At 37.6% G+C, this 15,715-nt stretch carries 19 protein-coding genes; 7 read left to right on the top strand and 12 right to left on the bottom strand.

Going from position 1 to position 15,715, the window contains the following annotated elements; translation table 11 throughout:
- Nucleotides 1-170 precede the first annotated feature (170 nt).
- Nucleotides 171-1,328: an MFS transporter gene (locus JF53_RS11755; protein WP_047982259.1), complete on the top strand. Its 1,158-nt coding sequence runs from the start codon at nt 171-173 to the stop codon at nt 1,326-1,328.
- A gap of 51 nt (nt 1,329-1,379) precedes the next feature.
- On the opposite strand, the gene JF53_RS11750 is transcribed toward JF53_RS11755, so the two are convergent.
- From JF53_RS11750 to JF53_RS11740, 3 genes are read right to left on the bottom strand one after another with little or no spacing between them, the layout of a single operon-like run.
- The gene (locus JF53_RS11750; protein WP_047982260.1) at nt 1,380-2,516 is read right to left on the bottom strand and encodes a zinc-dependent alcohol dehydrogenase; all 1,137 of its coding nucleotides are present in this window, start codon (nt 2,514-2,516) and stop codon (nt 1,380-1,382) included.
- An 18-nt stretch (nt 2,517-2,534) separates the two neighbouring features.
- Nucleotides 2,535-2,894 (bottom strand): spore coat protein, encoded by a 360-nt coding sequence (locus JF53_RS11745; protein WP_047982261.1) that lies wholly within the window; start codon nt 2,892-2,894, stop codon nt 2,535-2,537.
- A gap of 9 nt (nt 2,895-2,903) precedes the next feature.
- Complete coding sequence (locus tag JF53_RS11740) at nt 2,904-3,113, bottom strand: hypothetical protein (protein WP_047982262.1); 210 nt, start codon at nt 3,111-3,113, stop codon at nt 2,904-2,906.
- A 144-nt stretch (nt 3,114-3,257) separates the two neighbouring features.
- Here JF53_RS11740 and JF53_RS11735 point away from each other — a divergent pair, with 144 nt between their 5' ends.
- A complete protein-coding gene (locus JF53_RS11735; RefSeq protein ID WP_047982263.1) occupies nt 3,258-3,464 on the top strand; it encodes a hypothetical protein in 207 nt (68 codons plus the stop codon).
- A complete protein-coding gene (locus tag JF53_RS11730) occupies nt 3,461-3,757 on the top strand; it encodes a spore coat protein (RefSeq protein ID WP_047982264.1) in 297 nt (98 codons plus the stop codon). Before JF53_RS11735 ends, JF53_RS11730 begins: the two co-directional genes overlap by 4 nt.
- Before the next feature lie 74 nt (nt 3,758-3,831).
- Here the strand turns inward: JF53_RS11730 and JF53_RS18010 are convergent, their stop codons facing one another.
- From JF53_RS18010 to JF53_RS11705, 5 genes are all read right to left on the bottom strand, one after another.
- Nucleotides 3,832-4,962, bottom strand: coding sequence for a PcsB-like coiled-coil domain-containing protein (locus JF53_RS18010; RefSeq protein WP_047982265.1), 1,131 nt, complete (start codon nt 4,960-4,962; stop codon nt 3,832-3,834).
- A gap of 186 nt (nt 4,963-5,148) precedes the next feature.
- Nucleotides 5,149-6,348, bottom strand: a complete 1,200-nt coding sequence (locus JF53_RS11720) for an MFS transporter (protein ID WP_330218288.1) — start codon at nt 6,346-6,348, stop codon at nt 5,149-5,151.
- 5 nt (nt 6,349-6,353) lie between these two features.
- Entirely contained in the window at nt 6,354-6,785 is a 432-nt protein-coding gene (locus JF53_RS11715; protein WP_053072005.1) for a MarR family winged helix-turn-helix transcriptional regulator, read from the bottom strand.
- Nucleotides 6,786-6,924: 139 nt separating this feature from the next.
- Nucleotides 6,925-7,200 carry a hypothetical protein gene (locus JF53_RS11710; protein ID WP_047982267.1) on the bottom strand — a complete coding sequence of 92 codons (276 nt, stop codon included), beginning with the start codon at nt 7,198-7,200 and terminating at the stop codon, nt 6,925-6,927.
- 125 nt (nt 7,201-7,325) lie between these two features.
- The gene (locus JF53_RS11705) at nt 7,326-8,363 is read right to left on the bottom strand and encodes an NAD(P)/FAD-dependent oxidoreductase (protein WP_047982268.1); all 1,038 of its coding nucleotides are present in this window, start codon (nt 8,361-8,363) and stop codon (nt 7,326-7,328) included.
- Between the two features lie 132 nt (nt 8,364-8,495).
- Here JF53_RS11705 and JF53_RS11700 point away from each other — a divergent pair, with 132 nt between their 5' ends.
- From JF53_RS11700 to JF53_RS11685, 4 genes are read left to right on the top strand one after another with little or no spacing between them, the layout of a single operon-like run.
- Nucleotides 8,496-9,347, top strand: coding sequence for an ABC transporter ATP-binding protein (locus JF53_RS11700; RefSeq protein ID WP_047982269.1), 852 nt, complete (start codon nt 8,496-8,498; stop codon nt 9,345-9,347).
- Nucleotides 9,289-10,200 (top strand): iron-hydroxamate ABC transporter substrate-binding protein, encoded by a 912-nt coding sequence (locus JF53_RS11695; protein ID WP_047982270.1) that lies wholly within the window; start codon nt 9,289-9,291, stop codon nt 10,198-10,200. The genes JF53_RS11700 and JF53_RS11695 overlap by 59 nt, the downstream gene beginning before the upstream one ends.
- A gap of 16 nt (nt 10,201-10,216) precedes the next feature.
- Nucleotides 10,217-11,218: a FecCD family ABC transporter permease gene (locus JF53_RS11690; RefSeq protein WP_047982271.1), complete on the top strand. Its 1,002-nt coding sequence runs from the start codon at nt 10,217-10,219 to the stop codon at nt 11,216-11,218.
- The gene (locus JF53_RS11685; RefSeq protein ID WP_047982272.1) at nt 11,211-12,215 is read left to right on the top strand and encodes a FecCD family ABC transporter permease; all 1,005 of its coding nucleotides are present in this window, start codon (nt 11,211-11,213) and stop codon (nt 12,213-12,215) included. Before JF53_RS11690 ends, JF53_RS11685 begins: the two co-directional genes overlap by 8 nt.
- Nucleotides 12,216-12,264: 49 nt before the next feature.
- On the opposite strand, the gene JF53_RS11680 is transcribed toward JF53_RS11685, so the two are convergent.
- The 4 genes from JF53_RS11680 to JF53_RS11665 all read right to left on the bottom strand — a co-directional run bounded on the left by JF53_RS11680 (nt 12,265) and on the right by JF53_RS11665 (nt 15,591).
- Nucleotides 12,265-13,182: an aldo/keto reductase gene (locus tag JF53_RS11680; RefSeq protein ID WP_047982273.1), complete on the bottom strand. Its 918-nt coding sequence runs from the start codon at nt 13,180-13,182 to the stop codon at nt 12,265-12,267.
- Nucleotides 13,183-13,234: 52 nt separating this feature from the next.
- Nucleotides 13,235-13,798 carry a GNAT family N-acetyltransferase gene (locus JF53_RS11675; RefSeq protein WP_047982274.1) on the bottom strand — a complete coding sequence of 188 codons (564 nt, stop codon included), beginning with the start codon at nt 13,796-13,798 and terminating at the stop codon, nt 13,235-13,237.
- Between the two features lie 155 nt (nt 13,799-13,953).
- The gene (locus JF53_RS11670) at nt 13,954-14,520 is read right to left on the bottom strand and encodes an NADPH-dependent FMN reductase (protein ID WP_047982275.1); all 567 of its coding nucleotides are present in this window, start codon (nt 14,518-14,520) and stop codon (nt 13,954-13,956) included.
- Between the two features lie 12 nt (nt 14,521-14,532).
- The gene (locus tag JF53_RS11665; RefSeq protein WP_047982276.1) at nt 14,533-15,591 is read right to left on the bottom strand and encodes an LLM class flavin-dependent oxidoreductase; all 1,059 of its coding nucleotides are present in this window, start codon (nt 15,589-15,591) and stop codon (nt 14,533-14,535) included.
- Between the last annotated feature and the right edge of the window lie 124 nt (nt 15,592-15,715).

The following is a 15,715-nucleotide window of genomic DNA, read 5'->3' as shown; positions in this document are numbered from 1 at the left end:
ACGAAAAACTATACCTTTTTTTCGTTCCAAGATTTGGTGACCGTAATTTCACGACATTTCTACGTAGTGATCTACATACTTTTCACCTGCATTTAAGCGTCACAAAATTAACAAATAAGCTCGTCTTTTTTAGCATTTATCCGAATACACTGTATTCCGAGGTGAAAAAAATGCGAGAATCTACGGTAGAAAAATTGTACATCTTTATTATTATGTTTTTTATTAGCCTCATTATGAGGTTGCAAGTACCCATCTTTACTCCTTTTGCAGCCATATTAGGTGCATCCAGTATTCTCATTGGAATTATCTTAAGTGTGACTTCCTTCACTAATTTAATTGGAAACTTATTATCCGGACCACTGATAGATCGATTAGGAAAAAAAGTTTTTATTACTATTCCAATATTCACATCAGGTATTATATTTTTTGCCCATGGCCTTGCATCTAATGCTGTAGATTTATTATTATTACATGCTTTAAATGGATTTGCCCTGGCATTCTTGATTCCTGCTGTTCTGGCATTGCTGTCAGGCTATGCAACCAATAGTCATCAACAAGGAAAAAATATTGCTATGAATGGAATTCTAACGACATTTGCAAGCATCATCGGGCCGTTAATTGGTGGAAACCTAGTGGAATTAATTGGGTATCAGTACACCTACTATGTTATTGGAACTGCAATGATTTTGACCGGGGTATTTGCAACACAGTATTTACGAGAGCATCAAGAAATTATGAAACACAGCAAGCAAAAAAACGTGAATCTCCTAAATTTAATTACAATACCAAAATTAGCTGTCATTTATTTAGTTGGATTTGCTGTTATGTATAACCATGGTGTCATCATTTACGAAATTCCGTACTTAACCGTTGAAAAAGGGCTTTCGACCGCAGCCACTGGACAGCTGTTTAGTTTTATGGGAATCGGAACGTTTTTAACGTTATCACTCTTCTTCATTAACCGATTTGATCCGATGAAAAGACTAATGATTGGATTATTCGGTATGTCCATCTCAATATTTATTTTAGTTGCTCTACCGAATATCGCACTACCAATTCCACTTTTTACAATAGGACTTTTTTCTGGTCTAATCATGCCCGCGATGGCTACTGCTATTACCGAGAATGTTACTAACGATGCCTATGGTAAGGCGTTTGGAGTCATGTCCGCTGTCTATTCGTTAGGAATTATTGCAAGTTCATTTATAACAGGAATTTCCCGAGACTTTATCTCGCCTTATTTTATTGCGTTTATCATTGGAATGAGCGTCTTAACCGTCCTTGGACTCGTTAAACTCCGTGCACCCATTCAAGCACAAGCCACATAACTAGGAAGTGCCAGATATCCCATGAAGGATTGTCTGGCACTTCTGTTGTGTCTATGGCTGTAAAACAACCTTAATACAATTATCTGTTTTCGTATCAAACACTTCATAGCCATGTTTTGCTTCAGCTAATGGAATTTTATGCGTAATAATGTCACTCAAGTTTACTTTTCCTTGTGCAATTAAATCATGTAATGCCGGCATATAATGAATGACAGGCGCTTGTCCAGTTCGTATATTCACATTTCGTGCAAAAATATCACCAAAAGGAAATGCGTTATATCGGGCAGCATAAACCCCTGTCACTTGGATATTTCCACCTTTACGGACACACTGACTGGCTGTAACAATGGCACCCATGGAACCACCATGAAGTCTTAGTCCCGTTCCTAAAAACTCCAAATCTGTCATCTTCCCATCCATTCCAACACAATCAATCACAACATCGGCCCCACCCTTTGTCATTTCAAGTAAATAAGAACCGACAGTTGAATGCTCTTCAAAATTAACAATTTCAACATTGTTTGTACGTTTTGCATGCTCCAAACGATACCCAACATAATCAACGGCAATTACCCGCTTTGCTCCTTTAAGCCAAGCAAATTTCTGGGCTAATAATCCAATCGGACCACACCCTAAAATAATAGCTGTATCTCCTGCTTTTAATCCGGAATTATCGACGCTCCAATATGCTGTTGTTCCAGCATCCGATAGCAACACTAAATTATCGTCATCTATCTCACTATCATCTGGAATTTTGTATGGGACAAAATTCCCATAAGGAACGCGTAAATACTCTGCTTGTCCACCAGGATACCCACCTGTTGTACCAGAATAACCAAAATAAGCACCCATCTCACCATTATCATTGGAATTATCACATTGGCTTTCTAACTGATTTTTGCAAAACCAACATTCTCCACAGCTGATGTTAAACGGAATAACTACACGATCCCCTTTTTTCACCTTGTTTACATCAGGTCCGACTTCCTCTACAATTCCCATTGGCTCATGTCCTATTACATAATTCTCTTGTAGATTCGGCATCATACCATGAATTAAATGTAAATCAGATCCACAAATTGCCGTATTCGTTAATTTCACAATAATATCATCCGATTTTTGAATACTTGGAGCTTCTACATCTTTCACTTCTATATTCTTTACTCCTTGATAGGTTACTGCTTTCATTGGTCTTTCTTCCTTTCTCTACTCTGGTGGGGTCGGAAATAATCCCTTGCGATTATTGTTTTCTGGGAATAAATGCAAGCCTGCAATATCTACAGCTGTTTGTGCTGCATCTAAATCAATTGTTTGTTGTTCACTTAAGTCATACGGGTAGAACCATTTCTTCTTTATCATGAGGTCTGTTACCTCACCGTGAAAGTCAATCGCTGCTTCCATTTGATTTCGTATAGTTGTACGAACTTCTGGACTGACAGCCTCTGTTAATGCAATCCCATAATTGCGTACGGCTACCTTAACACTCATCAATAATTCCATTGCGATGGCAGAATCTATTTTTTCAGGCATCCCAACAGAGTTTATTGGGTCCAAGTAATCATTCATTTTCTCACCTCATTTTTCCGATCGTGTATAGGGGTAAAGACGTTGTAGCTGTTTCACATCTTGAATTGACATTTGCACATTTTTTTCCATGAGCTTCCGTAAATCCTGATCAAAAACGACACCTTGTGTAAGCTTGGATTTCAATAATCCAACAGTTTTCATATTAAGAAGTTCATGTAAGTCTACTGTTTCATGAAATGCCATGTCCTCTTTTCCCATTCAGATAACCTCCTATTTAACGCTACTGCTATTTTGTCTCGAATGCCCTATGCTATTCGAAAAATAATCCTAGAGCGCGTATCGAATAAGAAGGTCATAACTAGGGATTATAAAGAAAAGCAAGATTTAAATAGGAGTGATGATATGGAGGATAAAATAGCTCTACATGAAACCTTGGAATTACAGGGTATTTTAACATTTAAAAATCTAAGTTTAACGAAAGTAGCTACGATGAAAGGGCTCGTTGGCTGTGAGCAGTTAAAAGAAATATTAAACACTGAAGTTACAGAAGGAAAAAACCATGTCAAAGAATTAAACCAATTACTAGAAAGTAGGAAGATACAGCTATGACAAATATGATTCAAAAAATTGCAGGTCTTAGCGGCATGACTGATCAAGTAATAGCTACAGATTTCTTACTTGCAACTAAAACCGCGATACAAAACTACACATTAGCCATTACAGAATCCGTGACACCAGAAGTACGTGACACCCTAAAAAAGCAATTAACTTATTCAATAGAAGCACATGAAAAAATAACTCAGTATATGGTAGAAAAAGGCTACTTTCATCCTAGTGACTTAAAGGCACAAGCTGAAGTAGCACAAAAAACAACCAAGGCTGCGTTAAAATTAGCCGATTAAAAAAAGGAACAGCCTTTCACTATTGGTACTAGTGAATAGACTGTTCCTCTCATTATCTCTTTCCGCATTATGCGTTATTGTATCGTTACCTTAACAGTTCGTACACCCCATTTTAAGGCTTCTGCTTTAGTCGGGACGAACACATCAATTTTATTTCCTTTAATAGCACTTCCAATATCACCAGCAATTGCATAGCCGTAGCCTTCCACATAAACAACCGAACCTAAAGGAATGACTGTTGGGTCAACCGCAATAACCTTTGCATTAGGATTATCTTTTAAATTAATTCCAGTATACGTTGTTCCTGAGCATCCACTACAATCACTCGTATAAGCAGTAGCTGTTACGGAAATGGTCTTACCTTTAACTTCTTCTGATGATGTTTGCTCAGATCCCTCTGACGCAGCTTTTGCTTCTTTCGCTCTTTGTTCTTGCTCTCTTCGCTTCGCCGCTTTGGCTGCAGCAATGCTTTGCTTTACCTCTGACTCTAGTGAAGCAAGATTACTATCCTTTGATTCTAGCTCATTTATCAAATCAAGAACATTCGCTTGTTTTGATTCTAATGATTGCTTTCTATTCTCATTTTGAGATTTCTTTTCCTCAATTGTTGCCAGTGCTTCTTCTTGCTGTACTTTCATATCATTTAATTCATCTAATTTTTGTAAAGCAAGTAATTTCTTTTCTTCAATCGTTTGTAAATCTGATTCAATTGTCTCAATTAGTGCCGTATCGGATTCCGCAATTGTATTCACCATAGTAATACGACCAATGAAATCACTAAAGCTTTGTGCACCAAAAATTACTTCCAGATAATTAATAGCGCCGCCAGACTTTTGATAAGAGGATATTCTTTCTTCCAAAATCGAATAGCGTTTTTCAATATCTGCTTCTAATTCTTGTATTTCAGCTTGAAGATCCCCAATTTCCGCTACTGTATCAGAAATCTTTTTATCTGTTTGATTAATTACATCTTGCTTCTGGGCAATCTCTTGATTCACTCGCTCAATTTCTGCATTAATTTCATCTATTTCAGACATTATCGTATTGATTTGAGCCTCAGCATCTGAGAGATTTTCCTTAATATTCTCACGTTGTTCCTTAATATTCTTTAAATCATCTTTTGCATCTGCAAATGTATCAATACTACTAAATGCACTTCCAATAATAATTGCAGTCGCTAAGGTAATTGCAGTTATTTTTTTCAACTTTTTCCCCTGCTTCCTAGTAAAAATTGTTACAGACGTTTACAATCTACCAGAAGAAGTATACCATTACTAGATTTCGATACGTTTAAGTGAATGTTACAAGTTTATTTCAGAGCGCATTGTCATATTGAAATAAAAGAAGTCTCTAATCGACTCAACAGCGAATCGATTAGAGACTTCTGCATACTAATTTTCATTCATACTGCTTTGATTAAATAGCTTCTTTTCCTTCCGACCATGCAAAAAATAATAAAGTACAATACTAATTACAATCAAACCAACCATTGCGGAATACATGCCTCTATAGCCAAATTCTGGAATAATGAAGCCCAAAACAAATGGACCAATACCAATACCAAAATCAAGTGCTATAAAATAGGTTGAATTCGCAAGCCCCATTCGATGTGGTGGTGTTACTTTTATCGCAAGCGTTTGGATGATTGATTGTAGGTTTCCATAACCCAAACCGATTAACGCAGCAGCAATCAGGAAAACAACATTCGATGTTGCTTGGCTTAATATAAACATTCCGATTGCAAATAGAACCAACGCCGGAAAGGCTACTAGATTAGCACCTTTCACATCCATGATTTTTCCAGTAAACGGTCGTGATAATACTGCAATCGCATAAAAAAAGAAATACATGCTCCCTGCTTCAACTAAATCAATATCAGCTGCATAGGAGGTTATAAATGATAGTGTACTAGAATATGCCATTGCTGCAACGAGCATCACGATCGATACCGGTAAGGCACTTGGTTCCAAATAATTGGATATTCTAAATCCTTTTTGCTTCCTTTCTTCCACTTCTTCATAATTGATTACTGGCGGATTAACCGGTAGTGCGATAAACAAGCTAATGATTCCTACGACTAATGAAAATACAAAGATACTAGGATAGCCTAAATATTCGATTAAGATGATACCAATTAAAGGACCTATCGCGGTTGATAGTATAACACTCAGACTAAAATAGCCAATTCCCTCCCCTTTTCTGCTAGTCGGAATAATTTGAGCAATCATTGTACCAGTTGCAGTTGTAGCAAATCCAACTCCAAGACCGTGTAAGAACCGAACAATCAACAATACATATAAATTAGCAGGAATAAAATAAAGCATTGTGACCAGCACAAAAAATACAATTCCAATCACTAATACTTTTTTACTCCCAAATCGTCCTAATTCCTTCCCAATATATAATCTACCAATTAATACACCAATGATAAAAATACTAGAAACTAATCCAGCCATACTTGTTGAGGCATCATACTTCTCCGTGGCATAAGAAGCCATCGTAACAAGTAATAAATACATCGATAGCATCATGACAAAGTTAACGACAGATACGGAAATAAAATCTTTCGTCCACAATTTTTCTTTCTGCATTTCATTCATCCCTTATTGACACCTAATTTCTGTGAAATACTCTGGAGCACACGGGCTACCAATAATTGTTCTTCTTCTGATACATCTTCTAATAAATATTCATGTAGCTGATCTAATGTATCGTTAACTTGATTACAGATTTCTTGCCCCTCATCCGTTAGTTGAATAACCTTTACCCTTCTGTCGGTCCCAGTGATAACCTCTACATATCCAAGCTCTAACAATTTTTGAATAATTTTAGTTATCGTCGGCTTTTCTACCTTAAAGTGAGTAGAAATCGCACTGACTGTATTACCGCCTTCTCGTAAAATAAAATATAATATTTTCCAATCGGATAAATGAATTCGAAATGGAGCAAGCTGCTCATTCAACTCATTTAAAAAAGGACGATACATCGATACATACTCATAAAAAAGCTGCCTATGCGGAACCCCCACACCAAACACCACCAAACCAAATTAGTTAGTTAACGAAACAAATTATACCAAAAATAGGTGGTGCCTGTCACCACCCGAATTTTGTCGAATTTCTTTTCATATAAAAGGAGACCTCTCATTTTAAGGTCTCCTTCCATTTCTATAATACATCCGTACTATTTTGTTGTGCTTCTTGCACTTGTTGTCGAACGTCATGCAATTCTTCAAATGCTTGTTGGAATTGCGCATTTTCCGTAGCTTCTGTTCCTGCCTGATTCTGCACATTTCGCAGCTCACGTTCTGCTTGCTCGAGCTTTTGATGAGCTTGTTCTAGTAAGCTCATATCCTGCCCCGCAGCCTGAACAACTGCCTGTTGTGCTTCTTGTAATAACTGACTAGCTTGTTGTAGCTTCTGATGTAAATTAACCTGTGCCATACAAACCCTCCAAAAATTCTACGTATCGCTCATAGTTTTTCCTGCCATCTTCCAGATTATGTATAGCTTCATAAACCTTCATGCAAAAAAAAGGTAATCCATCATTATGGACTACCTTTCACTTCTTATCGTAGCATTTCACGTTTTAATTTCTCGTTTTGTTCATCAAAGGCTTCATTATGGGAGGATACCATTGCAATTTTGGTAGCACTTGGCTCTAAATAAGTCTTCGCACTATTAACGGCATTTACCGCATCCTGAAACGCACCAATTAGCAAGTTTACCTTTCCATCGTAAGCTAAAATGTCACCGGCAGCAAAAATACCATCCTCCGATGTATAGCCTTGTGGATTTCCCAAGAAGAAGTAATCGTCCTTCATTTCTAACGATAGATCTGAACCAAGTTCAAAAGAAGAATCCTGATTATAGCCATGGTTTACAATAAGATAATCAATGTCCTGTGCTGTAATAGTTCCACTATGTATATCCTCTAATAAAACTTGATTTATCTGGTCGGCATCTCCTACCAAACCATTGATTCTACTATTCGTTACGATAGTTGCACTGCTGCTTTCTAGTCGTTTTACTAATGCTTCATGCGCAGATAACTTATCTCGTCTGGAAACGATATACACCTTTTTCGCTATATATAGTAATTCGGCAGCCCAATCCACTGCAGAATCCCCACCACCAGAAATCATGACTACTTTGTCGCGAAATTGCCGCAAATCGTTAACGGTATAGTGTAAATTCTTACCTACATATTTTTCCGCACCCTCAACTTGAAGTGGTTTAGGTTGAATTATCCCACCACCAATTGCAACAATTACTGACTTCGAATAGTGTTTATTTCCATTATGCGTCGTAATGATAAAATCCTCGTTCTCATCTTTTTCAATTAAATCTACTTTCTCATTTGTGCAAACTGTTGGTTGGAAAGTCATACCTTGCTGAACAAGCTGTTTCGCAAAGATTTCCCCCAACACTGGTGGCTGTCCCCCAGCATCCCAAATCATCTTTTCAGGATATAGTAGAACTTTTCCACCAAGCTTTGGTTGGAATTCTATGATTTTCGTTTTCATTCCCCGCAATCCACTATAAAAAGCAGAAAATAACCCTGCAGGCCCTCCACCAATAATTGTCACATCATAACGATCAGTCATATTAATCACTCCAGAATAACTTTTTAACAAATTTAATATTGACATAAAACCTATTACTCTCTAATATGTTAATTGAAAATGATTCTCATTGTCACAATCATAACATGTTTTGGAAAGAGAGGGAACACTTTTATGCGCTTACAAGTGAAAAATATTCACATCGGCTATGAATCACAAACCATTGTACATGATTTAAGCTTGGTGGTACCCGATGGTAAAATAACAACAATAATCGGATCCAATGGTTGTGGAAAATCCACTCTCCTTAAAGCAATGACACGAATAATCAGTCACAAGGATGGACAAATCGTCCTTGACGGTAAAAATATACATCATATGAATACAAAAGAACTGGCTAAACAGCTAGCAATTTTAACACAGAACCCGGAAAGTGCTAACGGATTATTAGTGGAAGAGCTTGTATCCTATGGTCGCTTCCCCTATCAAAAAGGGTTTGGAAATTTATCCAAACAAGATAAGACAATCATTGATTGGGCGTTAGAAGTAACTGGGACAAAGGATTTTCGTTATAAGACTGTAGATGCGCTATCAGGTGGACAACGTCAGCGCGTCTGGATTGCTATGGCATTAGCACAAGACACGGATATTATCTTCTTAGATGAACCAACAACCTATTTAGATATGGCACACCAGCTTGAAGTTTTAGAACTACTTCAACAGCTAAATCGAAATGAAGGCAAGACCATTATCATGGTTCTACATGATTTGAATCAAGCTGCACGATTTTCCGATCATTTATTGGCAATGTCAAATGGAAAATTAATAAAGTCTGGTAACGCAGAGGAAGTTATCACTACTGAAGTACTTCGAGACGTTTTCCAAATTGATGCCGTTATTATAGAAGACCCACGAACAAATAAACCAATGTGCATTACCTATAACTTAATAAAGGGAGATAATCAAAATGAAAAAGATACAGTTAGCGATTCTATTGAGCCTGTTGCTGCTACTAGTAGCATGTAATAATAATCAAGATACCTCATCTAATGATTCAGCGAATGAAACGATTACGTACGAATCAGAAACTGGACCTGTACAGGTTCCTGCTAACCCTGAGCGCGTAGTAGTATTATCGTCATATGTTGGCGATTTAATCAAACTCGGGGTCAATGTTGTGGGAGTAGATGTTTGGTCAGCAGATAATCCTAATTTCAAGGAAGCAACTGAGGGAGCAGAAGTTGTTTCCAATGAAGATTTAGAGAAAATTATTGAATTGGATCCCGATTTAATCATTGGTCTTAATACTATTGAAAACGCTGCTAAATTAGAAGAAATTGCACCTACTGTTCTCTTTACATATGGAAAAAACGACTATATTCAGCAGCATATTGAAATTGGAAAAGTAGTTAATAAAGAGGAAGAAGCAAGAGCATGGGCAGAAGATTTCCAAGCCCGCATGAAAGAAGTTGGCGAAAAAATAAGAGCTAAAATTGGTGAAGATGCTACTGTAACCGTTATTGAAAACTACGAAAAGCAATTTTATTTATTTGGCAATAACTGGGGACGTGGCACCGAAATCTTGTACCAAGGAATGGGATTAAAAATGCCTAAGGAAGTTGAAGATGTTGCATTAGAACCAGGTTATTTTGCTATTTCTCAAGAAGTACTAGCAGATTATGTTGGAGACTATGTCATTTTAAGTCTTACTGAGGATCAAGATACTTCATTTCTAGAAGAAAATTGGTATAAGGAAATTGAAGCAGTTCAAAATGACCGCGTATACACAGCGGACATAAAGGGCTTTACATTTAACGATGCGTTATCACTAGACGATCAACTAGATTTCTTCGAAGAAAAATTCTTAGAGAGCAACTAAAGAAAGTGAATTAGTGATGAAAATTATCCAATCGATTCCTTTTTCATTAAAATTAGTTATTAGCATTGTACTATTAATAGGTAGTAGTTTGCTGGCAATCCAATTAGGAGCAGCAGATACTTCTTTCAAGGACATATGGAACGCACTAATGGCAACAGGTGAGGGCGATTATTATACAATATTACGCGATGTAAGATTCCCGCGTGTTATTGCCGCATTTTTAGTTGGGGCTGCCTTAGCCGTTGCTGGTGCCATTATGCAGGGGGTTACACGTAATCCCCTTGCTGATCCTGGCCTACTCGGGATAACTGCCGGTGCTAATGCTGCATTAGCACTGTGTATGGCATTTATACCCAGTGCATCCTATTTAGCTATCATTCTAGCTTGTTTCATTGGTGCTGGTATCGGTATGACCATTGTTTATGGGATTGGTATATCAACTAAAGGTGGACTATCCCCACTTAAATTAGTATTAGCTGGTGCTGCAGTCTCCGCTTTTTTACAAGCCATTGCCGATGGTGTTGGATTATTATTCCGCATCGCCAAAGATGTTTCAATGTGGACTGCTGGTGGGTTAATCGGTACGACTTGGCAAGCATTAGTAATCGCACCAATTATAATTGTCGGATTATTGATTAGCATTGGTGGAAGCAGACAATTAACCATACTCAGTCTAAATGAGGATGTTGCCGTAGGTCTTGGCCAAAAAACCGCTCTAATTAAAACGATCCTAATGGCAACTGTCGTTATTCTTGCAGGTGCTGCAGTAGCACTCGTTGGAAATTTAGCGTTTGTTGGTCTGATGGTTCCTCATATTGTTCGTGCAATTGTTGGTTCAGATTACCGATTTATCATCCCAATGAGTATTATCATTGGTGGGTTATTCATGATATGTGCGGACTTAATTGGACGTGTTATCTATGCCCCATTTGAAACCCCTGTGGTTGCGATTGTTGCCATTATCGGGTTACCGTTCTTCTTATTGCTAGTTCGAAAAGGAGGGCGACAATTTGGGTAAATTACAAACTTATAAACAAAGAAAATGGTTATTAATTTTAGCACTTCTACTAGTCGTATTATTTATAGCAAGTATTACTGTGGGGAGTTCTTCCCTATCAATTAATCGAATTCTACCTACATTATTTGGTCAGGGAACGTTTAAAGAATCATTTATTTTATTTTCCGTTCGCTTACCAAGAGTAGTAATCCTTATCTTAGCAGGAATGGCATTGGCGATGGCCGGGTCTTTACTACAAAGTGTAACGAGGAATGATTTAGCAGACCCCGGGATTATCGGGATTAATGCTGGCGCAGGTGTCGGAATAACCTGTTTTTATCTTTTCGTTCAATCCGATATTCAACACTTTGCATTTGTTCTTCCGCTAATAGGGTTTATCAGTGCCATTATCACAGCAGCAGTAATTTATCTTTTGTCCTATGAAAAGTCCAAAGGTATTCAACCAATCCGATTTGTGCTAATCGGTTTTGGATTTGCAACAGCACTTTCAGGATTAATGATGGTATTAATTTCTTCTGCTGAGGATGAACAGGTCCAATTCGTTGCAAGTTGGATTGCAGGCAATATTTGGGGAACCGACTGGCCTTTTGTCGTAGCATTATTACCGTGGTTACTTATCTGTTTACCTATTATTTTCTATAAGGCAAGCACGCTAAATATTCTTGCGATGAATGAACCGACTGCTATCGGGCTAGGTGTCCCGTTACAAAAAGACCGCTTCCTGTTTATCGTTCTAGCTGTCGCGCTTGCAGCTGCAGCAGTTTCGATAACTGGTGGTATCAGCTTTATTGGATTAATGGCACCACATATCGCTAAGAATCTTGTAGGACCGAGACATCAACTCTTTTTACCTGTTGCCCTATTTATTGGACCGATCTTACTCGTTTTAGCAGATACACTGGGAAGAAATGTATTTGAAACAAGTTCACTTCCAACCGGTATTGTCGTTGCCTTAATCGGAGCACCCTATTTTATATATTTACTTAAGAAAAAATAATTTAAAAAGGACAGACACGCTTCTTTTCCACTGTGTCTGTCCTTGTTTTTTATGGCAGCATATTCCCTGCTGCTAAATAGATTTGATACCATTCTTCTCTCGTAATAGTAACTTCGGAAGCTATGGCAATCTCTTTCAATCTCTCCGGATTCATTGTTCCAACTACAGGTTGAATTTTAGCTGGGTGACGCAGAATCCAAGCAATCGCAACCGCCGTATTTGATAAGTGATACTTCTCCCCAATTTCCTGTAGCTTTTTATTTAATTCCGGGAACTTCGGATTATCCACAAATACCCCTTCAAAAAATCCATACTGGAACGGTGACCAGGCTTGAATAGTCATATCATGCAAACGACTATAGTCTAAAATAGCCCCATCACGATCTACTCCATTTTCATGCTTCATGTTTACTAAGAGTCCAGAATCGATCATTCCGGTATGCATAATACTAAATTGCAACTGATTGACAATCAAATCCTGTTCCACGTATTTTTTAAGTAATTCTATCTGCATTGGATTATGATTACTTACGCCAAATTGACGAACCTTTCCACTTTCCTTCAATAACGAAAATGCCTCTGCAACCTCCTCAGGTTCAACCAATGTATCAGGTCGATGAAGCAGTAACACATCAATATATTCTGTGTTCAAACGTTTAAGACTGTTTTCTACAGAGTCAACAATATGTTCCTTGGAAAAATCAAAGAATCCTTTTCGAATACCAGTCTTTGTTTGTAGTACTAGCTTCTCACGTACTTGTGGATTCATTTCAATTGCTTCTGCAAAAATTTCTTCCGATTTACCTTTGGCATAAATATCGGCATGGTCAAAGAAATTAATTCCTAACTCTAGTGCATTATGAATAACATTTGCCGCAGCTGATTTTGAAAGTTCACCCATCCGCATACATCCTAGTGATATGTTCGACACAGTCAAATCGCTTGTTCCTAATTGAATCGATTTCATCCTTACACCTCTTCTATCAAATTGGACAATCTAATTTTTAGTTATTATTCTACTAAATTCTTTTTCCAAAATCTTGTTTCAATAACGCGTACATATACAAATCATCAAATTTATTACCAGTAAACTCAAAATTTCGTAATAAGCCCTCTCGTACAAATCCATGTTTTTCTACTAATCGAATGGACGCAACATTAGGTGGCTCAATTAATGCTTGAATTCTTTGGAGGTTCATCGACTCAAATCCATACGATAATACCGCATCTAACGCCTCGCCAGCAATTCCTTTTCCCCAGTATTGTTTACTTAACTCATAGCCTACTTCCGTTCGATAATTTTGTGGACTCATATTTAGAAACCCACAGCTACCAATAATTTCATCTTCCCCTTTAAGTGTAATTCCCCACCTTATCCCAGTATTTTCTTTAAATATTGATTGATACCATGAAATTTCATTTAATGCATCCTTAATGGATTGAAACGGTGCTAGTCCATAATATTCCATCACTTCAGGATCTGTGAGATAATTCATTAAGCTACTTGCATCGCTTTCTTCAATTTGTCTTAATCGAAGTCGTTCTGTTTCAAGAGTTGGAAAGACATCTGTATGGTTTCTCATCATTCTCATCCTATTCGTCTGATTATGTATAAAGCCAACTCCATTATAACACCATTCAGAATTCTAAGAACAATTCTACACAAAAAGGAACCTGAATTACTCCAGATTCCTTCATAAATCACCGTATAATTTATAATTGCACCGACTATTTTAAATTAAAATCCATACTCTGCTTCCTTCGCCTCTCGAATGCGTTGATAGGTTTCCGCTAACACAACGGTATCTTCGACTAAACGTTCAATCCGGAATAATACATCATCATTCGTAATTTCTTTCCGATAAAAATCTTGCTCTTCAATAAAGACAAATGATTGCACAATATGAGCCTTCATGTACGCTACAATCGGTTTTAATTGTTGTTCAGCAATGAGGTAATGCTTTGGCGAGCCCGCAGTAACAATAATTCCAACTACCTTATCTAAAAATGCTTTTTCTGGCAATAAGTCAAAAATATTTTTCAAGGTTGCTGGGATAGAAGCTTGAAAAACTGGTGTTCCAATCATGATTGCATCTGCTTCCATGATAGTTTTTGCCACATAGCCGGTATCCCCATCATATTCCAGATAATTCCTCCCATCACTAAACTGAATATCGTAATCAGCTAGATCAATTAATGTCACATCCACATCAGGGTATTTATCTGTAATTGTTTGAACCGTGTATTCCATCGCAGTTTTCGTTTTCGAACCTACAATAGAACCGGATAACCCAACAATTTTCATGATTCATTCCTCCTAGTTCTTCGCGGTATATTTTTTAATTGCTGGTAAAATTTCTGTACCAATCAGTTCAATATTTTGCTTTAATTTATCCATAGGTACGCCACCGAAATCCATTTGCGCGATATAACGTTGATGACCAAATACCTCATGTTGATAGAGAATTTTTTCTATGATTTGTTGCGGACTTCCTACATTAATGACGTCACGTTTGTCTGCACCCTGCGCAAAAAGTTGCTTAGGGAAACCACGTCCATTTGTAAGCTTCATACCTTCATTAATATGTGGATAGTACTCACTAAGTGCCTGCTGAGTGGTTTCTGCAGCATAGAAGAATCCTGCCGTTGCAACAGGTAACTCTGCTGGATTATAGCCCGCATGCTGTGCCGCCTCACGATACGCATCAATCGACCGTTTAAATGACGTTACCGGTCCACCTAAATGAGCTAAGAACATTGGAACTCCTGCAAGACCGGCTTTAATCGCACTAGCAGGGGTTCCGCCAACCGCACGCCATATTGGTAAGGAACCATTGAGAGGACGTGGAAGAACACGTGCATCTTTTAATGGCGCACGAAATTGACCACTCCAATTAACAACTTCCTCTTCATTAATCTTTCGTAATAAATCAAACTTCTCCTCAAACAATTCTTCATAGTCACGAAGGTCATACCCAAGTAACTCATATAGTCCAACACGAGAAGCACGACCAGCAATGATTTCTGTTCGCCCTTCGGAAATCAAATCAATCGTTGCGAAATCCTCATAAACTCGAACTGGATCAGATGTACTAATAATTGTTGAAGAACTTGCTATTTTTATATTTTTAGTAGCCTGTGCAATTGCAGATAAAACAACAGAGTGTGCTTGCGTTGCAAAGTATTCCTGATGACTTTCACCGACACTAAAGAAATCAATTCCAGCCTGGTCTGCAAGCCTAGCAAACTCAATGATTTCTTTGATCCGTTGACCTGCAGAAATCCGCTCACCCTTATGAGGATTTACTAAATGATCTCCCAATGTATATATACCAAATTCCAACCCTTTCGTTGGATCTATACGATACTTTTCCATGATGAACTACTCCCTTTCCAATCAATACTAGTTTATCCCAATTGTGTAAATAGTTATAGCGTAAAACATCTCTTAATGTTATTATAAAGGATAATAACAAATAACTTAAGTACTCACTTTTAAG

The sequence above is a fragment of the Ornithinibacillus contaminans genome (assembly GCF_001038425.2).
GTDB lineage: Bacteria > Bacillota > Bacilli > Bacillales > Amphibacillaceae > Ornithinibacillus > Ornithinibacillus contaminans.
The sequence above is the reverse complement of the archived record's forward strand: the minus strand, read 5'-3'. Positions and strand labels throughout refer to the sequence as shown.